Below are 23,174 nucleotides of genomic sequence, written 5' to 3' on the forward strand. Positions count from 1 at the left end.
TGCGGGAGCTTATATCTGCGGCTTCGGTGCCCCGGTGTCGGCCCGCATTTCCGGCCGCCCTGCTCCTCCCTTGTTCCGGTCTCCCAAGGTCCCTCCATGTCTCCCGTCCTTCGTCCGCGCAAGGCCGCCACAGCCTTCATCCTCGTCACCGCCGCGCTCGACATCGTCGCGATGGGCATCGTCATTCCGGTGCTGCCGTCGCTGATCGAGCAGTTCGCCGGGGCCGATGCGCAGGCGGGCACCATCAACGGGGCGCTGGTGGCGCTGTGGGCCTTGATGCAGTTCTTCTGCTCCCCGGTGATCGGGTCGCTATCCGACCGTTTCGGACGGCGGCCGGTGATCCTGCTGTCGGCGCTTGGGTTGGCGGCGGACTATGTGCTGATGGCGGTGGCGCCGAATCTGTGGTGGCTGGTGGTCGGTCGGGCGGTCGCCGGCATCACCTCCTCCAGCTTCACCACCGTCTTCGCCTATATGGCCGACGTGACGCCGCCGGAGCAGCGGGCACGTGCCTATGGCCTGATCGGCGCCGCCTTCAGTGCCGGCTTCATCGCCGGTCCGCTGCTGGGCGGGTTGCTGGGCGAGATCTCGCCGCGGGCACCCTTCTGGGGGGCGGGCCTGCTCAGCGGGATGGCGTTCCTCTACGGTCTGGTGGTGCTGCCGGAATCGCTGCCGCATGATCGCCGCATGGCCTTCTCCTGGCACCGGGCCAATCCGTTCGGGGCGCTGCGGCTGCTGCGCTCACACCCGGAACTGTCGGGTCTGGCGCTGGTCAATTTCATGCTGCATGTCTCGCACCAGATCTTCCCCGCCGTCTTCGTGCTCTATGCCGCGCACCGCTATGGCTGGAGCACCCGAGATGTCGGGCTTCTGCTGGCGATGGTCGGCGCGCTCGACATGGTCATGCAGGCGCTTGTGGTGCCGCGCGTGGTGACGTGGCTCGGCGACCGCGGCACGATGGTCGTCGGCCTGTTCGGCGGAGCCGTCGGGCTGGCCTGCATGGGGCTGGCGCCGGATGGCGGCTGGTTCGCCTTCGCCGTCGTGCCCAACGCCCTGTGGGGGCTGGCGATGCCGACCATCCAGTCGCTGATGACCCAGCGGGTCGGCCTGTCCGAACAGGGCCAGCTGCAGGGCGCCAACATGAGCGTCGCGAGCGTCGCCGGCATCCTGGCGCCCGTCTTCTTCGGTACGGTCTATTCTGCATCGGTGGGCAGCGATCCGCTGTTCCCGCATCCTGGCGCCGCCTTCCTGATCGCGGCGCTGGTGATGCTGATGGGCGCGCTGATCGGCTGGGCGGTGGCGCGCCGCAACGGCCGGACGGAAGAGGCCGGCAGCATGGCGGCCTGACGCTGTCGCCCTGCCCCCTTGCGCCGGCTGTGGGGCGTCCCACATAGCTGTCGCGCCACTGTGCCCGATGCCCCGCACAATGTCCCATTGCTCCGCTGCGTTATCAGCGGTGGGAATTTGCCGGCCGACAGGGTAAGAGTGTCGGCTTATCCATCCGCATTGTCGATAGAGACCCGGAGAACGCGATGCTCGCGGCCCCCAACCTGTTCACTCACCGTCCCGACCGGAGCGTGCGCCCCAAGGCAGCACCCTTCCTGCCGATGTCGCGTGCGGAAATGGACCGGCTGGGCTGGGACCAGTGCGACGTCATCGTCGTCACCGGCGATGCCTATATCGACCATCCCAGCTTCGGCATGGCGATCATCGGGCGGCTGCTGGAATCGCAGGGGCTGCGCGTCGGCATCATCGCCCAGCCGGACTGGAGCAGTGCGGAGCCGTTCAAGATCCTCGGCAAGCCGCGGCTGTTCTGGGGTGTGACCGGCGGCAACATGGATTCGATGGTCAACCACTACACGGCCGACCGTCGCCTGCGCCACAATGACAGCTACACGCCGAACGACGAGGGCGGCAAGCGGCCGGACCGTGCCGTCATCGTCTATTCCCAGCGCTGCCGCGAAGCCTTCAAGGACATTCCCATCGTCCTGGGCGGCATCGAGGCGAGCTTGCGCCGCATCGCCCAGTACGATCATTGGAGCGAGAAGATCCGCCGTTCCGTCCTGGTCGATTCCAAGGCGGACATGCTGGTCTACGGCAATGCCGAGCGCGCCATCATCGAGATCGCCCAGCGCGCGCTGAAAGGGGAATCGCCCAAGGCGATGACCGACATCCGCGGCACCGCCATCATGCGCTCCGCGGTGCCGGAGGGTTGGACGGTGGTCGACAGCAGTTCCATCGACGATCCGTTCGCCCCGGTGTCGCCGCGCGCCGCCGGCGCCGACCGCATGGTGGTGCGGCTGCCCAGCTTCGAGCAGGTGACGGCCGACAAGGTGCTCTACGCCCATGCCAGCCGCGTCCTGCATCAGGAGAGCAACCCCGGCAACGCCCGCGCGCTGGTCCAGCGCCATGGCGACCGCGAGGTCTGGCTGAACCCGCCGCCGATCCCGCTGGAAACCAACGAGATGGACGGCGTCTACGACCTGCCCTATGCCCGCGCGCCCCACCCGTCCTACGGCGATGCGCGCATTCCGGCCTGGGAGATGATCCGCTTCTCGGTCAACATCATGCGCGGCTGTTTCGGCGGCTGTTCCTTCTGCTCGATCACCGAGCATGAGGGGCGCATCATCCAGAGCCGGTCGGAAGGGTCGATCCTGCGCGAGATCGAGCATATCCGCGACAAGACCAAGGGCTTCACCGGCGTCATCTCCGACATGGGCGGGCCGACCGCCAACATGTACCGGCTCGCCTGCAAGGACAAGGAGACGGAATCGGTCTGCCGGCGCCCGTCCTGCGTCTTCCCCGACATCTGCAAGAACCTGAACACCGACCATTCGTCGCTGGTCCAGCTCTACCGCAAGGCCCGCGCGGTGCCGGGGGTGAAGAAGATCCACATCGCGTCGGGGCTGCGCTACGACCTCGCCGTGCGCAATCCGGACTACGTCAAGGAACTGGTGACCCACCATGTCGGCGGTTACCTGAAGATCGCACCGGAACACACCGAGCCGGGTCCGCTGGCCAAGATGATGAAGCCGGGCATGGGCGCCTATGACGAGTTCAAGCGCATGTTCGACAAGGCGGCGAAAGAGGCGGGGAAAAAGCTCTATCTGATCCCCTACTTCATCGCCGCCCATCCTGGCACCACCGACGAGGACATGATGAACCTCGCGCTGTGGCTGAAGCGGAACGGCTTCAAGGCGGATCAGGTGCAGACCTTCCTGCCCTCGCCGATGTCGCTGGCGACCGCCATGTACCACAGCGAGCGCAACCCGCTGCGTCCGGTGCGCCGTGTCGGGTCGGAGATGGTGTCGTCGGCGAAGGGGCTGAAGCAGCGCCGCCTGCACAAGGCCTTCCTGCGCTACCACGATCCGGAGAACTGGCCGATCCTGCGCGAGGCGCTGAAGCGCATGGGCCGCGAAGACCTGATCGGTCCGGGCGAGGAGCAACTGATTCCAGCCTGGCAGCCGGTCGGCGCCACCGCCAAGCCGCGGGAGACGGGGCCGAAGGGCAAGACCTTCCTGACCCAGCAGGCCGGTCAGGGCCGCCGCATGGTGCCGCCGGTGGGCAAGCCGGCGGGGTCAAAGCCGGCTGGGGCTGGAGGCAAGCCGTCCGGCATGAAGCCGCGCCAGACCAATTTGAAGGGCCGGTGACGGCAAAGGCTCTTTTGGCCGTCATCCCCGCGAAGGCGGGAATCCAGCCTCTCCAGAGCAGTCGCTTTGGGAACACTGGATCCCCGCCTTCGCGGGGATGACGCGCCGTTTTCGCGTCCTTGCCGCTCGTGAAGAGATCGCATTTAACGCCGCACAACATCTCCGCGCCGGCTGTCTGAAGCCCCGCACCGCCACCTGTCCGCATTTTTCCCAACGGCGCCGCCGCCAGCATGGCCGGCTCCTGCCCCGGTTGGATTCCCATGGCACAGTCGAAACGCACCCCGCGCCCGAACGCCATCCGCAGCGTTCTGGCCTTCACCTTCCGGCACTGGCGTCGCCAGACCCCGCTGGCCGTCGGCATCGCCGGGGCCATCGCGCTCGCGACTCTGGCCGACGTCTTCATGCCGCTGTTCGCCGGCCGGCTGGTCGATGCGTTGACCCTGCTGCCAGGCGACCGCGACGCGGCGCTGCATGCGGCGCTGACCGCCTTCGGCGCCATGGTGGCGCTGGGGGTCGGCATGGTGGCGATGCGCCACATCGCCTGGAGCGGCGTCATCCCCTTCACCCTGCGCATCATGGCCGATGTCGGCCAGGACAGCTTCCACCGCATCCAGCGCTTCTCCACCGACTGGCACGCCAACAGCTTCGCCGGGTCGGTGGTGCGCAAGATCACCCGTGGCATGTGGGCGCTCGACACGCTGGACGACACGCTGCTGCTGGCACTGTGGCCGTCGCTGGTCGTGCTGATCGGCACGATGGTGACGCTGGGGCTGCATTGGCCGGCGATGGGGCTGGTGATCGCGCTCGGCACCGCAATCTACATCACGATGACGGTGCTGTTCTCCACCCTCTACATCGCGCCGGCCGCCCGCCTGTCGAATGCCTGGGACACCAGGCTGGGTGGCACGCTGGCCGATGCCATCGGCTGCAATGCCGTGGTCAAGGCCTTCGGCGCCGAGCCGCGCGAGGACGACCGGCTGGCCGCCGTCGTCGGCAAATGGAGCCGCCGCACCCACCGAACCTGGACCCGCCACACCCGTCACAGCACCGTGCAACTGGTGGTGCTGCTGATGATCCGCAGCGCCGTGGTGGCGACCGCGCTGTGGCTGTGGTGGCGCGGGCAGGCGACGCCGGGCGACGTCGCCTATGTGCTGACCACCTATTTCGTCGTCCATGGCTATCTGCGCGACATCGGCATGCACATCAATCACCTCCAGCGCTCCGTCAACGAGATGGAGGAGCTGGTGGCGATCCATGCCGAACCGCTGGGGGTGGAGGACCGGCCGGACGCCGCACCGATCCGTATCGGGGCGGGCGAGGTGCGCTTCGACCACGTCACCTTCCAATATGGCGGCCACACCACGCCGCTCTACCGCGACCTGTCGCTGACCATCAAGGCGGGGGAACGGGTCGGGCTGGTCGGGGCATCGGGGTCGGGCAAGACCACCTTCGTCAAGCTGATCCAGCGCCTGTACGACGTGACCGGCGGGCGGGTGTTGATCGACGGGCAGGAGGTGGCCGGGGCGACGCAGCACTCCCTGCGCTCCCAGATCGCCATCGTCCCGCAAGAGCCGATCCTGTTCCACCGCACCTTGGCGGAGAACATCGCCTATGGCCGCCCCGGCGCGTCGATGGTGGAGATCGAGCGGGCGGCGAAGCTCGCCAATGCCCACGATTTCATCGCCCGCCTGCCGAAGGGCTACGGGACGCTGGTTGGAGAGCGCGGCGTCAAGCTGTCGGGCGGCGAGCGGCAGCGGGTAGCGCTGGCCCGCGCCTTCCTGGCCGACGCGCCGATCCTGATCCTGGACGAGGCGACCTCCAGCCTGGATTCGGAATCGGAAGCGCTGATCCAGGAGGCGATCGAACGGCTGATGCAGGGCCGCACCGCCATCATCATCGCCCACCGCCTGTCCACCGTGCGCACGCTGGACCGCATCCTGGTCTTCAACCAGGGCCGGGTGGTGGAGGAGGGAAGCCATGCCGCCCTGCTCCACCGTACCGGCGGGCTCTATCGCCGCCTGTTCGAACAGCAATCGGCGCCGGAGCCGATCCGCCGGATCGGGGGCTGAAGTTTGTCCGGCGCTTCTACGGGCACCGGGCGTTTCCGCCCTCCCCTTATACAAACAATTCCATGGTCTGCGGGACGTTGCGCGGCGTCTCCCCTGCCAACACCGCACGGGCGACGTCGACGGCGGCGAGCAGCCCGCTTTCGGTGAAGGGTTTCGGCAGGCAGCCGATGCCGGTCAGCGGGCCGTCCTTCTTCAGTTCGTCGCGGAAAGAGGTGATGAACAGGCAGGGCACACCCAGCGTCTTCAGGCTCCGCGCGGCGTCGATGCCGTTGGAGCCCATGCCCAGGTGAATGTCGACCAGAGCCAGATCCGGCTTGTTTTCGACAGCCAGGTCGAACGCTTCGGCCGCGGTGATCGCCGGGCCGAAGACGCTGTGGCCGACACTCTCCAGATAGAGCTGCTGTTCAAGCGCGATCAGCACTTCGTCTTCCACCAGCAGGATCTTCATCCCCCGATCTCCTCGGTTGAGGAGGCTTCCAGCAGCGGCACATCGTTGGGAACCGGCAGTTCGATCCGGAAGGTGGTTCCCTGCGGGGCGGTGTCGATGTCGACACTGGCCCGGATCTGGCCGGCGAGACTGGAAATCAGGCGCATGCCCAGGCTGCGGCTCTTGCGGATGTCGAAGTTGGCCGGCAGGCCCGGACCGCGGTCGGACACCGTCAGAGCCAGCCCCTCGCCTTCGCGCCGGAAGGTGACGGTCACCCGCGCCGGTCCGTTGCCGCGATGCTTGACCGCGTTGGTGATCAGCTCGTTGGCGATCAGGCCGAGCGGGGCAGCATGGTCGATCGGCAGGTCGACCACATCGGACCGCACGGCGATGTCGCACATGCTGTCGCCGCCCGACGCACGGGCCAGATCCTCGCACAGCTCGTTCAGGTAGGTGCCGAATTCGATGGTCTGGAACTGGTCGGCCTGGTAGAGCCGGTTGTGGACGCGGGCAATCGCCTCGATGCGGCTGCGGGCATCCTGGAAATGCACCCGCACCGCCTCGTCGGGCAGGCTGAGTGTCTGCAGGGTCAGCAGGCTGGACACCAGCTGCAGGCTGTTCTTGACGCGGTGGTTGACCTCGCGCAGCAGGGTCGATTTCTGGCCGACCAGCTTGCGCAGGGCCGCCTCCATCGACTTGATCTCGGTCACATCGATGTGCATCAGCACGGTGCCGCCGAACGGCCCGGCCGGCATCGGCGCGGCGAGGCAGCGGAACCAGTGCTGGTTGTTGGTGACATATTCCGCCGACACTGGCGGTCCGCCGTCGCTCAGCAGCGTATGCAGGCTCTCCATCACGCTGTCGGCGCGCGGATCCGCGGTTTCGCCCCGGCCGCAATGGTCGAGGTAATCGTCGCCGACGATGCAGCCCTGGCCGAGGAAGGTGGTTTCCGGCCCGGCTTCCGCCCAGGCGCGGTTGACCGAGACGATGTGGCCGGAGCGATCGAGGACGGCGATGAAGGCGGGCAGAGCGTCCAGCGTCGCCTTGGTCTGTTCGGCCAGCTGGCGCATGGCGAGCGCGCTGGTCCGCAGCTCCTCCCGGGTGCGGCGGCGTTCGGTGATGTCGCGCAGGATGCCGGTGATGAAGCTGCGGCCCTCCGACTCCCAGCGCGCCATCGACAGTTCCAGGTCGATGTGGCTGCCGTCGCGGCGCCGGCCCGACAGTTCCACCGGCTGTGTCGCGGCATCCATGCCGGCCGCCCCCGGTCCGCTGCGCTCCGCCATGGCGATCCAGTCGGGCGCGTCGCCCCCCAGCAGCACGGTGACGCTTCGGCCGATCAGCTCGTCCGGACGATAGTCGAACTGGCGGGTGGCGGTGCCGTTCATCCACTGCACCATGCCGCGGGTGTCGGTGGTGATGATGGCGTCGGGGGCGGTGTCGACGATGGCGCGATAGCGCGCGTCGCGCTGTTCGCGCAGCACCCGCTCGCGGTTCACCGAGGCGGTGACGTCGGTCACCTGGATCAGGCAGCGCGCCTCGCTGCCGGCGGATTGCCCATGGGGCGAGGAGGCGTGCGACGGCAGCGGGCGGATCACCACATTGTGGACCATCCGCCGCCCGTCGGGCAGGCGCAGCGGGAACAGCATCGGGTTCAGCGTGTGCGACAGGACGCCGGGCGCGCCGGTGGCCAGCGTATCGCGCACGGCGATGTGCAGGCGCGATTCGCGGAGGTTGGGCAGGGCGTCGAACAGGTCATGCCCGAGGATCTCCCTGGCGGTCAGGGTGGAGGCCTGCTCCATCCAGCCGTTCCAGTAGAGAACCCGGCAATGGCGGTCGAGAAGCAGGACACCGGCGTCCAGCGCGCCAAGGACATCCAGGGCCCAAGTGGGTTGTTCAGGCATTCTGGGAGCCATAGGACGTTCCGGCGGATGAGGGGTCTTCGGAGGCGATGCCTTCAATGAAGGCGTGGATCAGCTGCTTCAGCGACTGCAAAGACGAAACCCCCATCAGCAGGGCGATGTAGCCGCGGATGCTGCGGCTGCGGATGGTGAAATCGATGTAGAGGAACAGCACAAGCTCATCGCCGCCGCCGACCTTGTCTTTCAGGATGTTGGCGCCGTCGCCGCGCAGCACCGCCGGCAGCGAGATGGTCAGCCGGTCCTTCAGCGCGTTGGCGACCACCACGAGGCAACCGTTCAGGATGATGTTGCCGATTTCCGCCAGGGCGTCCTGCTCCAGATCGACGATCTCCGCCAGCGTCAGGTCGCCGCCCAGGACCGCCCGGGCCAGCTCCAGGCTGTTGGCTTCCGGAAAGATCAGCATGGCGCGGCCGTCGAACGATCCCTGGAACTGCTGCTCCACCGCCACCAGCCCGGTGCGTTCGCGCGCCGACAGGAAGTCCGACGCCTCCTGCCGGCTGACGATGTCCACGGTCGGCACGGACAGCAGGACCTGGTCATTGACCATGCGGCTGAGATGGGTGGCGGCACGGCCGACCCCCATGTTCACCAACTCGGTCAGCGCATCGCGCTCCAGGTCGGTCAGTTCCACCATCTCTCGGCGCCTGTTCATTCTTGGTCTCGGCTTCGCAACCGGCGCCGCCTGGCGGTCGCACAACAAATGTGGCCTATCGATGTGGAAAAAGGCACCCCCGTCAATGTCATATGTTAAGCGCGGCGACGCCATAGCCGATATAGCCGCCTTGCTTCCCACAATGGTCAGGCCAACACTCCACGATCCAAAGAGTGGATTTCGGAACCTTCGGCAAGTTGCAGCCAATGTTGCACACTATTGCTTAAGACGCGAAACCAAATGACCGGCGCCGCATTATCGGACGCGGAGGGCGCTTGAAGGCAGGAAGCCGATGGGGACTTGTCGGGCGGGGGATGGCGTCTCCACATCAAAGGGTGGCGCCCCATTGCGATGGGCGCCATGTTTAGGAGACGTCGATGACCCCCGAGGAACGCACGCTTCTGTCCGACCTGTTCCGCCGCCTGCGCGAGGTCGAATCCCAGCAGCAGTCCCAACCGCGCGATGCCGAGGCGGAGGACTTCATCCGCCGGTCTGTCCAGGACCAGCCGCTGTCGTCCTATTACATGGCGCAGACGGTGCTGGTGCAGCAGCAGGCGCTGACCGCCGCCCAGACCCGGATCGAGGAGTTGGAACGGCAGTTGCGCGACCGCCCGGCCCCGCCGGCACAATCCGGAGGAAGCTTCCTGTCCAACGCGCTGGGCATCGGACGCAGCCCGTGGGGACGCGGTGCCGAACCTGCCCCTGCCCCGTCCTATCCACAGGGACAGCCGCAGGGACAACCTGTTGCCGGCCGCAGCCCCTGGGGTGCTGCGCCAGCCGCCGCACCGGGTGCCGCCTACCCGCAGCAGCCCTACAATCCGCCATCCTACCCGCAAGCGGGCATGATGGCCCCGCGCGGCGGCGGCTTCTTCGCGGGAGCGGCGCAGACCGCTGCTGGGGTGGCCGGCGGCATGCTGGCGGCGAGCGCCATCTCCTCCCTGCTCAATCACTCGCCCGGCCCCTTCGGCACGGCGATGGCGCAACCCATGGCCGGCGAGACGATCAACGAGACGATCATCAACAACACTTATTACGGCGACGACCAGGGCGCGCAGGGTGACACGGCGCAGGATGCCGCCTACACCCCCGATCCGCCGGCCGACGATCCGTCCTATGACGACTCGTCCTTCGACGACGGCGGCAGCGGTGGCGGGGACGATTCCTGGATTTGAGCGGTGGGGCCACCGGTCATGCCGGGTTGCCGTCGTGGCTGGCGATGACCTTGGACATCACGGAGGGGTGACGGTGGCGGTAGCCGGTTCTGACTGGTTGCCGCCTCTTTTTTTTGCGGATCCGCGGCCGGCCCCGGCAAAGTGGCGCTGCCCTGTTCCGGACGTACCGCTAAGCCGAAAGGAGTATGTCGGCAGACGGCGGAAAATGTGAGTTCCTCCGTAAGGTTCTGTCAACCACACTGCAGTATGGTTGGCCTGCCAAGCAGTGTGGATCGAAACAATCCCTGGGAGTGGGGGGAGCGGTTCGCGGCCGGCAGGAACGAACAAAACGGGCGGAAAGCCCAACTTGGACGCATTTTCCGGGGAGCAGGACGCATATGACGATGGACGCGCGCGACGACACCTCGATGCCCGACCACCTGACCGGCACCGCAAGCCGCGGGCGGTTGGGGGTTCGCGGTAAGCTTCTGCTCGCCTTTGCCGGTATGGCCGGCATGACGGTCGCCGCCAGCATTGTCGGTCTGACGTCATTTTCGGCGGTGGAAAGGCCGCTGACGCAGATCGTCGGCACCGGTCTGCCGGAGATGGAACTGGCGAAGCGCCTGTCCGGCGAGAGCAGCGGCATTGCCGCCGCCGCTCCGGTGCTGGCCGCTGCCGAAAGCCAGAGCGAGCGAGAGCGGATCTACGCCGAGATCATGGGCAGCGGCAAGGCGCTGGGCGCCCTGGTGGAAGAGCTGGCTGGGCACCGGTCGGGCGATCCGCGGATCGAGGAATTGCGCGGCAAGACCAAGGGGCTGATCGCGACGCTGGAACACGGCAACGCCGCGGCAGGTCAGCGCCTGTCGGTCCGGGGAACCCGCGAGACGATGGCCGCCGAACTGGCGAAGTCCTACGACGCCTTCCTCGCCAACCTCGCCCCCTTGACCGAGAAGGCCGGCGCGACCCTGCGCGGCAAGGGAGAGACGCTGGACAGCAACACCGAGCGCGACATGAACGCGCTGGGCGACGCCGTCCGCTCGCTGATCACCATGTACGAGGTGCGCGGCGACCTCGGGCTGGCATCGGAATCGCTGACGCGCGCCGGCACCGCCGAGACCGCCTTCGCGGTCACCCAGTTCCAGCAGAATTATCTGGAAGCGGCGGCCCGCATGGTCAGCGCCACCGCGCAGGTGGGGAGCCGGCTGAGCAAGGAGACCTCCGACGGACTAGACGCCTTCTTCCAGCTGGGCGACGGCGCGACCGGTATCTTCGACCTGCGCCGCAAGGCGTTGGAGCTGCCGGCCGGCAGTGCCGAGCGTGATGCCATCCGCCAGAAGACCACGGAGGTTCTGGCCGACGCCGCCCGCCGGCAGGCGGCTCTGCTCGACCAGATGGAATCGCCGTTGATGCGGCTGAAGGCCGAGATCAAGCTGGCAAGCGTGAATGTCCGGTCGCAGACCCGCGACTCGATGCAGGACCTGCTGGGCGACGGGCTGGCCCGCTTCCGCAGCTATCTGGAGCTGTCGACCTACGCCTCAGCCACCGTCGGCGCATTGAATGAGGCGACCCAGGCGCCCAGCGCCGACCGGCTGGCGATGCTGGAAACCCGCTTCACCGCCGCCGTCAAGGCGATGGAGGAGCGGCTGAAGGCGCTCAGGGCCGCCGGTGACATCGGCCTTCCGAAGCTGGTGGAGAGCGCCGAGCGTCTGGCCAGCTTCGGCAAGGGCGACAACAGCCTGTTCAAGCTGCGCCGTTCCGAACTCGACTCCACTGCGGAGAACGACAAGGTGCTGGCGGAAAACCGCCAGATCGCACGGCAATTCGCCGGCATGATCGACAGCCAGATCGCCGCGATGAAGCAGGAGGCGGATGCCGCCGCCGCCGGCGCCACCGATGCGCTGTCGGCCGGCCGCAAGATGCTGATTCTGTTCGCGGTCGCCAGCCTGATCGGCGCCGCCGCCCTGGCGTGGTTCGTGGTCGGCCGGAACATCGTCGCCCGCATCGGCCAGTTGTCCGACGCCATGCGGGCGATTGCCGCCGGCAACCTGAACGCCCCGATCCCCGCCGCCGGCGGGGACGAGATCGGCGACATGACGCGCGCCCTGATGGTCTTCCGCGACACCGCCAACGAGGCCAGTGCCGCCAATGCGCGGGCCGAGGCGGAGCGGAGCCGGGCGGCCGGCGAACGCCGCCGCGCCATGGTCGAGATGGCGGAGAATTTCGAGACCAGCGTCCGCGGCGTGCTGGAGCGCGTCGCCCGCGCCGCCAGCGAGATGCAGGACATGGCCCAACGCATGAGCCGCAACGCCGAGGCCACCACCGGCGAGGCCGCGACCGCCGCCAGCACGTCCCAGCAGGCCGAAGGCAGCGTCAAGGCGGTCGCCGCCGCAACGGAGGAGCTGTCGGCGTCGATTCAGGAGATCGGCAGCCAGGTCCACGCCTCCAGCCAGATCGCCCGCAAGGCGGCAACCGAGGCCGAACGCACCGACCGCACGGTGGAGGGGCTGTCCCAGTCCGCCAACAAGATCGGCGAGGTGGTGCAGCTGATCAACGACATCGCCAGCCAGACCAATTTGCTGGCGTTGAATGCCACCATCGAGGCCGCCCGCGCCGGGGAGGCCGGCAAGGGCTTCGCCGTGGTGGCGAGCGAGGTGAAGAGCCTCGCCAACCAGACCGGCAAGGCGACGGAGGAAATCTCCAGCCAGATCCAGGCGATGCAGGCGGTGACCCAGGATGCGGTGGACGCCATCCGCTCCATCGCCGGCACCATCCGCGAGATCAACGACATCGCCGCCACCGTCGCCGCCGCGGTGGAGCAGCAGAGCGCCGCCACCCGCGAGATCGCCCGCAATGTTGGCGAAGCCGCCGACGGCACCCAGCATGTCCGGCGCAACATCGACTCCGTGGCCCGCGCCGCCGCGGAGTCGGGTGAATCCGCCACCCGCGTGCTGACCGCCTCCTCCACCGTCGCGGACGAGGTCCGGTCGCTGGGCTCCCAGGTCGACAGTCTGGTCAACCGCATGCGGGCGGGGTGACCGGCAGCTAAGGCTGTGAAGACCTAAAAATGGAATCCGAAAGAAAAAGCCCCTCCCGCGTCAGCGGAGAGGGGCTTTTCTCATGCGGCGACCGTCGCTGCTCAACGGCGGGTTCCGACCGTGATCGGACGCCAGATCACCGCGGCACCGGCACCGGCACCGCAGGCGCCGCCGCAGAATTCCTCATGGCTGTCGGTGGCGCCGCCCTGGCTGCTGGGCCGGCTGCCCTGGGTGTCGGCGATCGCCCGCTCCTGCTGCGGATGGGCCATCTGCTGTTGTTGGGACTGAGTGGTCATACCAATTCTCCTCTCGGGGAGGCATGAGGTATCAAAATACTCATCGACGTTCAACTGCGATTTTTGGCAGATCTGTCGTGACTTCTTTTGGCCTCTATGCCAACGCCCGAGCTTTCTTTTGCAATAGCTAAGTGTTCGTCGTGCAACGCACAAGACAAGGGCAAGATGGACCAACCCATTTGCCCACAAACATAAAACGCCCTTCCTCGCGGTGGAGGAAGGGCGTTTTTGTCGGCAGTCCTGCGGCGGAACGTCGCCCGCCGCTGCGTTGCGGGAAAGCCGTCAGCCGCTGTTGCGCAGACCGGCGGCGATTCCGTTGATGGTCAGATGGATGCCGCGGGCGATCTGTTCGCCGCTGTCGCTGGTGCGGTGGCGCTTCAGCAGCTCGACCTGGACGTGGTTCAGCGGGTCCAGATAGGGGAAGCGGTTGCGGATCGACCGCGCCAGCAGCGGGTTCTTCTCCAGCAGGGCCGACTGTTCGGTGATCGCCAGCAAGGCGTCGATGCTGTCCTGCCACTCCGCCCGGATTCGGGTGAAGATGGCGTCGCGCAGGGCCGGGTCGGACACCAGGCCGGCATAGCGCGACGCGATGGCGATGTTCGACTTGGACAGCACCATGTCCATGTTGGACAGCAGCGTGCTGAAGAAGCCCCAGTCGCGGTGCATGGCGCGCAGCCGCCCCATGCCGTCGGGATGCTGGGCCAGATAGGCCTTCACCGCCGACCCGAAGCCGAACCAGCCCGGCAGCATCAGGCGGCACTGCGCCCAGCTGAAGACCCAGGGAATCGCGCGCAGATCCTCGATGCTGGTCGACTTCTTGCGTGAGGCCGGGCGGCTGCCGATGTTGAGATTGGCGATCTCGCCGATCACCGTCGATTCCCAGAAATAGGTCTCGAAGCCCTCGGTCTCGTAGACCAGCCCGCGATAGGCCTTGAAGGCATGCTCCGACAGCTCTTCCATCGTCTGGAGGAACAGGTCGGTGCAGGGGGCGGCCGATTCCGGGTGCAGCAGCGTGGCTTCCAGCGTCGCCGCCGCCAGCGTTTCCAGATTGCGGCGGCCGACTTCCGGGTTGGAATATTTGCCGGCGATGACCTCACCCTGTTCGGTGATGCGGATGGCGCCCTGCACGGCGCCGGCCGGCTGGGCCAGGATCGCCTGATAGCTGGGTCCGCCGCCGCGGCCGACCGAGCCGCCGCGGCCATGGAACAGCCGCAGCCGCACGCCATGCTTGGCGAACACCTCGACCAGCGCGATCTCGGCCTTGTACAGCTCCCAGCCGGAGGTCAGGAACCCGCCGTCCTTGTTGCTGTCCGAATAGCCGAGCATCACCTCCTGCAGGTTGCCGCGGCTTTCCAGGAAGCGCCGGTAGGTCGGGATCGACAGCAGCCGGTCCATGGTGGCGGCACAGTTGCGCAGGTCGCCGATGGTCTCGAACAGCGGGGCGATGTTCAGGTCCAGCGCCATGTCCTTGGGCCGCAGCAGCCCGGCTTCCTTCAGCAGGACGGCGACCTCCAGGATGTCCGACACGCCGTCGGTCTTGGAGATGACGCAGTTCACCAGTGCATCGGCACCGAAGCGGGCGCGCGATTCCGCGGCGGTGCGCAGGATGTCGAGTTCGGAACTGGTCTCCTCCGAATATTCGGCATAGCGCGAGGCCAGCGGGCGGTTGGTGTCCAGCTCGCGGACCAGCAGCTCGATCCGCTCATCCTCCGACAGCGCCGTGTAATCGACGCCGGCGTCGGCGAAGGACAGCAGCTCCGCCACCGACCGCTCATGCACGTCGGAGTTCTGGCGCAGGTCGATGCTGGCCAGATGGAAGCCGAACAGATCGACCGCGCGGCGCAGGTGGCGCAGCCTGCCCTTGGCGAGCGCCGCCGAGCCGTTGACGGTCAGCGAGCGGTCGATGATGTCGAGGTCGGCGCGGAATTCCGCCGGGGCCAGATAGGGCGGCGCCTCGCCGACCGCATGACGCGGCGCCTCCAGCCCGTCCAGCGTCCGCAAGGTCGAGGCGACCCGTGCATAGATGCCGGAAATGGCGCGGCGGTACGGCTCCATCTTGCGGTGCGGCGACGGGTCGGGCGAGCGCTCGGCCAGCTGACGCAGCGGCTCCGACACGTCGATGACGCGGGTGCTGAGCGACAGCTCCGACCCCAGCGAGTGCAGTTCGTCCAGATAGAATTGCAGCGCGCGGGTGCTCTGCATCCGCATCGCCTGACGCAGGACGGGAGCGGTGACGAAGGGGTTGCCGTCGCGGTCGCCGCCGATCCAGCTGCCCATGCGCAGGAAGGACGGCAGCTCCGTCGTCGTCCAGGACGGATCGGTCTTGCGCAGATGGTCTTCCAGCTGGGCGTAGAAGCGCGGCATCTCGCGCAGGAAGGTGTAGTCGTAGAAGGTCAGGCCGTTGGCCACCTCGTCCGTCACCGCCAGCTTGGTGGCGCGCAGGATCGCGGTCTGCCACAGCGTCAGCACGGCGCGCTGGAGGGATTCGAGGTTGGTGTCCTCCTCCTCCGGCGTCATCGGGCCGTGGTCGCGCTCGGCCAGCAGCTTGGCGATCGCCATCTGAACGGTCAGGATGCTCTTGCGCTGCACCTCGGTCGGGTGGGCGGTCAGCACCGGGCTGACCAGCGCGCCGTCGAAGAACTCCTTCAGCTGCTGGGTGGTGACGCCGGCCTTCGCCGCCTCGTCCAGCGCATGGTCCATGGTGCCTTCGCGCGGAGCCGACCCGGCGAGCGCATGGGCACGGGTGCGGCGGATGTGGTGCTGGTCCTCGGCGATGTTGGCGAGGTGCGAGAAGAAGCTGTAGGCCCGCACCACCCGCGCCGTCTGCGGCGGCGACAGGCTGTTCAGGATCGCCTCCAGCTCCTTGCGGGCGCCCTGGTCCTCTTCCCGGTGGAAGCGGATGGAGGTCTGGCGAATCCGTTCGACGATGTCGAACACCGCCTCCCCCTCCTGGCTCCGGACGGTGTCGCCCAGGATGCGCCCCAGCAGGCGGATGTCTTCGCGGAGCGGCTGGTCCTTCGTCTCGGAACTTTCCTGCAGCAGGATGGCGGACATGGGCGACGGTTTCCTGGTCGAGGATGGACGGATACGGGTCGATGCGCGAACGGGGATGATCAGAATTCGGGCAGGAGGCAATCCTGCACGCGAAGTGGTCAGACCATCCGCGACAGCATGCCCATTCTGCCAGAAGTTTCAACCATCCGTGTGCTGGTGCGAAATGATTTCCATAAGTCGCAGCGCTGAGAAATGCGACGTCCCATAGGACCCTGCGCATAAGCCCGTCCGCTCCTCCGCCTCCTGCGCAAAATTGCATGCGCCGGCCACTACCATACGAGTTTCGACTTGCGGGCATCCGGCTACCATACTAGCATTCGGATACACGAATCATCCGCAAGCTCAGCGACATCGATTGCAGTTCGGCCGGCACCTCCGGTGCACCGGCCGCTTCCAGCCTGCCGGCCACACCCAAAAAATGCCTTGAAGGGGAGGAACCTCCAGATGATCGACCTCGGGATTTCGAGACGCGGCTTCCTTGCGGCGTCCGCCGGTACAGCCGGCCTGCTGGCCGCGGGCCGGCCGGTGTTCGCGGCCCTGCAGAAGCCGGCGAGCCCGGTCACGCTGAACGTGGTGGATGTCGCCGGCAACCTGGCGCTGACCCAGAAGGCGATCGAGAATTACCGCAAGGCCAAGCCCGACTGGGCCTCGCGCATCGTCTTCTCCAAGGCGCCGGCGCCGGAATTGCCCGGCAAGCTGAAGGCCCAGCAGGACGCCAACCGGGTCGACATCGATCTCGTGCTGACCGGCACCGACGTGCTGTCCGCCGGCATCGACCAGAAGCTGTGGGTCAATCTGCTGCCGGACCGTGCCGGCGACCTGCCGAAGCTGGCCGACATCTATCAGGAGCCGGCCGCCCGCATGCAGGGCCTTGCCGAGGGCCAGGGCGTGGTCGTCACCTACTATCCCTCCGGGCCGCTGTTCGAATATGCGCCGGAGCGGGTGAAGCAGGTGCCGAAGACCGCAGCGGAACTGCTGGCCTGGGCGAAGGCCAACCCGAAGCGCTTCGCCTATGCCCGCCCGGCCAACTCGGGCCCGGGCCGCACCTTCCTGATGGGGCTGCCCTATATCCTGGGCGACAAGGCCCCCAAGGATCCCGTCAATGGCTGGGAGAAGACCTGGGCCTACCTGCGCGAGCTGGGAGAGACCATCGAGGCCTATCCGGCCGGCACCACGCCGACCATGAAGGCTCTCGGCGAAGGGTCTCTCGACATCATCGTGTCGACCACCGGCTGGGACATCAACCCGCGCGTGCTCGGCGTGGTGCCGAAGTCGGCAGAGGTGTTCGCCGTGGAGAATTTCCGCTGGGTCGCCGACGCCCATTACATGTGCATCCCCAAGGGCGTGTCGGCGGAAAAGCTGGCCGTCCTCCTAGACCTGATGAACCATCTGCTGACGCCGGCGCAGCAGGCCTACACCTATGACGAAGGCTATTTCTATCCCGGCCCGGCGGTGAAGGGCGTGACGCTCGCCATGGCGCCGAAGGAAAGCCAGGAGGCCATCGCCGAATATGGCCGCCCGTCCTACGACAAGCTGATCGCCGACAACCCCATCGAGCTGCCTCTCGCCGCCGACAAGCTGGTGCAGGCCTTCCGCCGCTGGGACGAGGAGATCGGCGCGCGCAAGGGCAAGTAACCGCGTTAAAGCCGACGACGTGAAGAGAAGAAGCCCTTTGTCCGGCAACGGACGGAGGGCTTTCGACGACATCGCCTCACCCAGCCACAGGACCCCGGAATGACCGTCGGACCCGCCACCTTCAAGCAACTGCACCTTCAGGGAGTGAGGCGGGAATTCGACGCCTTCACGGCGCTGAAAGGGCTGGACCTGACCATCGAGCGGGGCGAGTTCATCGCCCTGCTCGGTCCCTCGGGCTGCGGCAAGACAACGGCACTGAACTGCATCGCCGGCCTGCTGCCGGTCAGCGCCGGGCGCATCATGCTGGACGACCGCCGGGTCGACGTGCTGCGGCCGGAAGAGCGCGGCTTCGGCATGGTCTTCCAGAATTACGCCCTGTTTCCGCACATGACCGTGCGCAAGAACATCGGCTTCGGCCTGCGCATGCGCGGCGTGCCGAAGCCGGAACTGGAAAAGCGCGTCGATGCCGCCCTGGCGGCGGTTCGCCTCGAATCCCAGGCGGAAAAGCTGCCGGGCCAGCTTTCCGGCGGCCAGCAGCAGCGCGTCGCCATCGCCCGCGCCATCGTGGTCGAGCCGCCGCTGGTGCTGATGGACGAGCCGCTGTCCAATCTGGACGCCAAGCTGCGGCTGGAGATGCGCCAGGAAATCCGCCGCATCCACCAGTCGCTCGGTTCCACCACCATCTACGTCACCCACGACCAGGAGGAGGCGCTGTCGCTGGCCGACCGCATCGTCGTGCTGCGCGACGGCGCCATCCGGCAGGTCGGCACCCCGGCGGAACTCTACGCCCTGCCCGCCCATCTCGATGTCGCCGACTTCATGGGCTTCCGCAACCGGGTCAATGGCGAACTGGTCGGGATGGAGGGCGAGGATGCCCTGCTGAACATCGAAGGCACGGTGATTCGCGGCCGGATGCGGGCTGCGTCCGCAAGCAAGGCGGCCGTCGCGGCGATCCGCCCCGACGACCTTGAGCCGACCGGTACCGACAGCGGCATCCCGGTGCGGGTGGAGGCGGTGGAGTATCGCGGGCGCGGCTTCCACGGCGTCGGCGTTACCGCGTCGGGGACCGAGCTGCATTTCGCCTCCCCCCATCCGTTGCAGCGGGGTGCCGCCGTGCGGCTCGGCGCCGATGCCGGACGTGTGCTGGTGTTCGGGGACGCGCGATGAGCGCCGTCCTGGAAAGCCGCGCCGCGGGGCCGACCCTGCGCCAGAAGCTGGCGGCCCGCGGCATCGATGGGGCGACCCTGCTGGTGCTGCCCTGCGTGGCGCTGATCCTGGGGCTGTTCATCTACCCGTTCCTGTATGGGCTGATGCTGTCCTTCGAGCCCAAGGACGGGTCGCTGTTCGGCAACTATGCCCGGTTCTTCAGCGATCCCTTCCTCTACGGCACCATCTTCAAGACGTTGCGTCTGGCCTTCCCGGTGACGCTGCTGAACCTGCTGATCGCGATTCCCATCGCCTTCCGGGTGCGGCTGATGCGGCGCCAGCGGCTGCTGACCACCCTGCTGGTGCTGCCGATCACGCTGGGAACCGTGCTGGTTGCCGAAGGCATGCTGTTCTATTTCGGGCCGCAGGGCTGGTTCAACCGGGCGATGATGGCCGTCGGGCTGCTGTCCACACCGATTTCGGTGCTGAACGGCTATTGGGGCGTCTTCATCTCGCTGGTGCTGACCGGCTTCCCCTTCACCTTCCTGCTGACGCTGTCCTACGTCACCGGCATCGACCCGTCGCTGGAGAATGCGGCGGCGACGCTGGGCGCCGGGCCGGCCGCGCGGTTCCGCGAGGTCTTCCTGCCGCTGCTGGTGCCCGGCCTTGCCATCACCTTCTGCCTGTCCTTCGTCCAGGCCTACTCGGTGCTGCCGTCGGCGGTGCTGGTCGGCGATCCGGCCAACGCCACGCGGGTCATCTCCATCGCCGCCTATCAGGCCGCGTTCGAGGAGTATGACTACTCCATGGCCTCGGCCATCGCGATGATCATGGGGGCGGTCCAATTGCTGGTGGTGGTGGCGGTTCTCGGCTGCCGCTCGCTGTTCTACCGCGGCCCCGCCGCGGGCGCCAAAGGCTGAGGAGAAACGGCGATGCAGAAATCCTTCCTGTCCCGCCTGTGGATCTTCGCCGTCTGGGCGGTGATCGGGCTGTTCCTGGTCAATCTGATGGGGTTGATCGCTTCGGTGCTGACCTCCTCCTTCGGTACCCGCTGGCTCGGCACCTGGCTGCCGGCGGGCTTCACCACCCGCTGGTACTTCGCCGCCTGGGACGAGTTCCAGCTGGGCGACGTGCTGTGGGTTACCTTCCAGGCGGTCGGGGCGGTGGTCCTGCTGTCCGGCCTGCTGGGGGTTCCCGCCGCCTATGCGCTGGCGCGGCGCGAGTTTCCGGCCAAGCGGGCGGTGATGCTGCTGTTGCTGCTGCCGCTGCTGGTTCCGCCGATCACCTACGGCATTCCGCTGGCGACGGTGCTGTACAAGGCGGGGCTGGGCGGCACGCTGACCGGCGTGATCCTGGCCAATCTGGTGCCGACGGTGCCCTTCGTCGTGCTGGTGATGATCCCCTTCATCGAGCAGATCGATCCCCGCACCGAAGCGGCCGCCCGTGTCTTCGGCGCCAACATCTTCCAGATGTTCGTCCATGTGCTGGTACCGATGCTGATGCCCGGCGTATTGGCGGCGCTGCTGCTGGTGCTGGTGCGGACCATCGGCATGTTCGAGTTGACCTTCCTGGTCTCCGGACCCGGCAGCCAGACCCTGGTGGTGGCGCTCTACTATGCGGTGTTCGCCTCCGGTGTGCGGGCGGTGCAGTCGATCGACGCCATGGCGGTGATCTACATGGCGACAACCCTGGTCTGGCTGATCGTTGCCCTGCGCTTCGTCAACCCGACCCAGATCGTCGGCCGCGGCAAGCGTCCGGCGGCGTAAAGGGGGATGGCCCGGCTCTCCGCAAGATCATGATCCGGTTATCAAGGTCTTGCGGACGGTTCCCATGAACTCCACCCGCTGGTGCTGACAGTTTGCCAGTAGAACTCAGAGAGGGGCTGCTTGGATGTGAAGAGCTTCCGGTGAAGACTCCGCCTCCGCCCAAGTCGGCGATGGCGGGGAATACTCTTGCCGCTTACTTGGTATGGTAGTATCCTGATAGATCAGACAGTCGCTCCGGCCCTTCGGGCCGGTTTCGAGGCGCCTTAAACCATGACGTGCCGATGCTGAACAAGATCGACGTTGAATCCGGCGAACCGATCGCACGGCGCGTGTACCGGGTGCTGCGCCAAGCCATTGTGACGATGCAGTTCCGCCCTGGCCAAGCCCTGTCGGAGCAGGAGATCGCCGACCAATTGGGCGTCAGCCGCCAGCCGGTGCGCGAGGCCTTCATCAAGCTGAGCGAGGCAGGACTCCTCACCATCCGGCCGCAGCGCGGCAGCTTCGTCGTCAAGATCTCGGTCAAGCAGGTGCTCGACGCCCGCTTCGTGCGGGAGGCGGTGGAGACCGCCGTCGTGCGCAAGGCCTGCGAGACCATCACGCCCGCCGGCATCGCCGAGCTGCGCGACAATCTGAAGGCCCAGTGGGACATCGCCGACGAACCGGTGCCGGTGCGCTTCCTGGAGCTGGACGAGGCCTTCCACCGCACCATCGCCATCGGCGCAGAGTGCGATTATGCCTGGCGCATCGTCGAGGAGACGAAGGCGCAGATGGACCGCGTCCGCTATCTCAGCGTTCCCTACGCCACACCGATCCGCCGGCTGATTTCCCAGCATCAGGCGGTGCTGGAGGCGATCGTTGCCCGCGATCCCGTCAAGGCGGAAGCGGCGATGGGCCTGCACCTGCGCGAGATTCTGACCTCGCTGCCCGAGTTGGAAGGCAAGTTCCCCGACCTGTTCACCCTGGAGGAGGCCGGCACCCCGCCGGCACCGAAGACGGCCACGCGCAGCAGCGGGCGGTCGCGGATTGCCGCCCTGCGCTGAGCCGCCCTGCATTTCTGAATTGGCAATTTCCGCAGGCCGTCTGTCGCGGCACCATATAGTTCGATAGAGAGACAATTCAGGTTGCCCCAATCCGTTCTTGTTGGCATACTACCATACAAGAATGTGAGCGAACCGCTCGCCTGGAAGGAAGTGCTCCCATGCCATCGCCCGCGTCCTCCACCCCTCCTTCCGGTGCCCCGCCGCGGCGCCTCGCCGCTTCCGGCCTGTCCGCACTGCCGACTTCAGTGGCCCGGCCCGGCTACGACCGGAAGGATCTGGACATCGGGATTGTCCATCTCGGCGTCGGCGCCTTTCAGCGCGCCCATCAGGCGGCCTACACCGACGCCCTTCTGGAAAAGCAGTTCGGGCCATGGGGGATCGCCGGGGTCAGCCTGCGCAGCCCCGACACCCGCGACGCGCTGGACCCGCAGGACGGGCTCTACACCGTCGCGGTGCGCGATGCGGACGGCGAGCGGCTGCGGGTAATCGGCTGCCTGCTGGACCTGCTGGTGGCGCATGAGGATCCGGACGCGGTGCTGGAGCGGATGTGCCGCCCGTCGGTGCGCATCGTCACCCTGACGGTGACGGAGAAGGGCTATTGCCACGATCCGGCAACCGGCGCGCTGAACGAGACCCATCCCGACATCCGCCACGACCTCGACAATCCCGGCAAGCCGCGCACCGCCGTCGGCTTCCTGGTCGAAGCGCTGGCCCGCCGCCGCGCCGCCGGGTTGGCTCCCTTCACCGTGCTGAGCTGCGACAACCTGCCGAGCAACGGCGACACGGTGGCCCGCATCCTGCGCCGCTTCGCCGAGCTGCGCGATGCCGGGTTCGGCGCCTGGGTGGCCGAGACGGTCGCCTGCCCCAACAGCATGGTCGACCGCATCGTCCCCGCCACCACCGAGGCCGACCGTGCCCGCGTCTCGCAGGCGCTCGGCATGCAGGATGCCTGGCCGGTGGTGACCGAGCCCTTCACCCAATGGGTGGTCGAGGACCGCTTCCCCGCCGGCCGTCCGGCCTGGGAGACGGTGGGGGTCGAGTTGGTCGCCGATGTCCATCCCTATGAGACGATGAAGCTGCGGCTGCTGAACGGCAGCCACTCCACCATCGCCTATCTCGGCTATCTGGCTGGCTACGAGACGGTGTCGGACACGATGGCCGATCCGGCCTTCGCGACGCTGGTCCGCAACCTGATGGACCGCGAAACGGGGCCGACGCTGCACATGCCGCCCGGCGCTGACCTTGACCAGTACAAGGGCGCGCTGATCGCCCGCTTCCGCAATCCGGCCCTGCGCCACCGCACCTGGCAGATCGCCATGGACGGCACGCAGAAGCTG

16 protein-coding genes are annotated in these 23,174 nt (G+C 67.3%); 11 read left to right on the forward strand and 5 right to left on the reverse strand.

Annotation, left to right across the window (positions count from 1 at the left end; translation table 11 throughout):
- Positions 1 to 96: 96 nt before the first annotated feature.
- From I71_RS11695 to I71_RS11705, 3 genes are all read left to right on the forward strand, one after another.
- Positions 97 to 1,344 (forward strand): TCR/Tet family MFS transporter, encoded by a 1,248-nt coding sequence (locus I71_RS11695; RefSeq protein WP_042695034.1) that lies wholly within the window; start codon positions 97 to 99, stop codon positions 1,342 to 1,344.
- A 185-nt stretch (positions 1,345 to 1,529) separates the two neighbouring features.
- On the forward strand, positions 1,530 to 3,647 hold the full coding sequence (locus I71_RS11700; protein ID WP_042695035.1) for a YgiQ family radical SAM protein: 2,118 nt from the start codon (positions 1,530 to 1,532) through the stop codon (positions 3,645 to 3,647).
- Between the two features lie 260 nt (positions 3,648 to 3,907).
- A complete protein-coding gene (locus I71_RS11705) occupies positions 3,908 to 5,716 on the forward strand; it encodes an ABC transporter ATP-binding protein (protein ID WP_042695036.1) in 1,809 nt (602 codons plus the stop codon).
- Positions 5,717 to 5,762: 46 nt separating this feature from the next.
- On the opposite strand, the gene I71_RS11710 is transcribed toward I71_RS11705, so the two are convergent.
- Genes I71_RS11710 through I71_RS11720 form a run of 3 tightly spaced genes read right to left on the reverse strand, consistent with a single transcriptional unit; the run spans position 5,763 to position 8,714 of the window.
- Positions 5,763 to 6,164 (reverse strand): response regulator, encoded by a 402-nt coding sequence (locus I71_RS11710; RefSeq protein WP_042695037.1) that lies wholly within the window; start codon positions 6,162 to 6,164, stop codon positions 5,763 to 5,765.
- Positions 6,161 to 8,044, reverse strand: a complete 1,884-nt coding sequence (locus I71_RS11715) for a PAS domain S-box protein (protein ID WP_244433774.1) — start codon at positions 8,042 to 8,044, stop codon at positions 6,161 to 6,163. The genes I71_RS11710 and I71_RS11715 overlap by 4 nt, the downstream gene beginning before the upstream one ends.
- Entirely contained in the window at positions 8,037 to 8,714 is a 678-nt protein-coding gene (locus I71_RS11720) for a chemotaxis protein CheX (RefSeq protein WP_042695039.1), read from the reverse strand. The genes I71_RS11715 and I71_RS11720 overlap by 8 nt, the downstream gene beginning before the upstream one ends.
- A 377-nt stretch (positions 8,715 to 9,091) precedes the next feature.
- On the opposite strand from I71_RS11720, the gene I71_RS11725 reads away from it, so the two are divergent.
- Together I71_RS11725 and I71_RS11730 are read left to right on the forward strand one after the other, a co-directional pair.
- On the forward strand, positions 9,092 to 9,886 hold the full coding sequence (locus I71_RS11725; protein ID WP_042695040.1) for a DUF2076 domain-containing protein: 795 nt from the start codon (positions 9,092 to 9,094) through the stop codon (positions 9,884 to 9,886).
- Between the two features lie 377 nt (positions 9,887 to 10,263).
- Positions 10,264 to 12,900: a methyl-accepting chemotaxis protein gene (locus tag I71_RS11730; protein ID WP_042695041.1), complete on the forward strand. Its 2,637-nt coding sequence runs from the start codon at positions 10,264 to 10,266 to the stop codon at positions 12,898 to 12,900.
- A gap of 101 nt (positions 12,901 to 13,001) precedes the next feature.
- Here the strand turns inward: I71_RS11730 and I71_RS11735 are convergent, their stop codons facing one another.
- Positions 13,002 to 13,196: a hypothetical protein gene (locus tag I71_RS11735; RefSeq protein WP_042695042.1), complete on the reverse strand. Its 195-nt coding sequence runs from the start codon at positions 13,194 to 13,196 to the stop codon at positions 13,002 to 13,004.
- Positions 13,197 to 13,478: 282 nt separating this feature from the next.
- The gene (gene ppc, locus I71_RS11740) at positions 13,479 to 16,250 is read right to left on the reverse strand and encodes a phosphoenolpyruvate carboxylase (RefSeq protein ID WP_042695043.1); all 2,772 of its coding nucleotides are present in this window, start codon (positions 16,248 to 16,250) and stop codon (positions 13,479 to 13,481) included.
- 444 nt (positions 16,251 to 16,694) lie between these two features.
- Between ppc and I71_RS11745 the strand changes: the two genes are divergently transcribed.
- From I71_RS11745 to I71_RS11770, 6 genes are all read left to right on the forward strand, one after another.
- Positions 16,695 to 17,885, forward strand: a complete 1,191-nt coding sequence (locus tag I71_RS11745; RefSeq protein ID WP_042695044.1) for an extracellular solute-binding protein — start codon at positions 16,695 to 16,697, stop codon at positions 17,883 to 17,885.
- 99 nt (positions 17,886 to 17,984) lie between these two features.
- Positions 17,985 to 19,052 (forward strand): ABC transporter ATP-binding protein, encoded by a 1,068-nt coding sequence (locus I71_RS11750; RefSeq protein WP_042695045.1) that lies wholly within the window; start codon positions 17,985 to 17,987, stop codon positions 19,050 to 19,052.
- A complete protein-coding gene (locus I71_RS11755) occupies positions 19,049 to 19,951 on the forward strand; it encodes an ABC transporter permease (protein WP_042695046.1) in 903 nt (300 codons plus the stop codon). The genes I71_RS11750 and I71_RS11755 overlap by 4 nt, the downstream gene beginning before the upstream one ends.
- Positions 19,952 to 19,963: 12 nt before the next feature.
- On the forward strand, positions 19,964 to 20,797 hold the full coding sequence (locus tag I71_RS11760) for an ABC transporter permease (RefSeq protein ID WP_042695047.1): 834 nt from the start codon (positions 19,964 to 19,966) through the stop codon (positions 20,795 to 20,797).
- Between the two features lie 281 nt (positions 20,798 to 21,078).
- Complete coding sequence (locus I71_RS11765; protein ID WP_042695048.1) at positions 21,079 to 21,837, forward strand: GntR family transcriptional regulator; 759 nt, start codon at positions 21,079 to 21,081, stop codon at positions 21,835 to 21,837.
- A gap of 158 nt (positions 21,838 to 21,995) precedes the next feature.
- Positions 21,996 to 23,174: mannitol dehydrogenase family protein (locus I71_RS11770; protein ID WP_042695049.1), on the forward strand; the 1,179-nt coding region annotated here is incomplete at its 3' end.

The organism is Azospirillum sp. B506, assembly GCF_000333595.1.
Classification (GTDB): Bacteria; Pseudomonadota; Alphaproteobacteria; order Azospirillales; family Azospirillaceae; genus Azospirillum.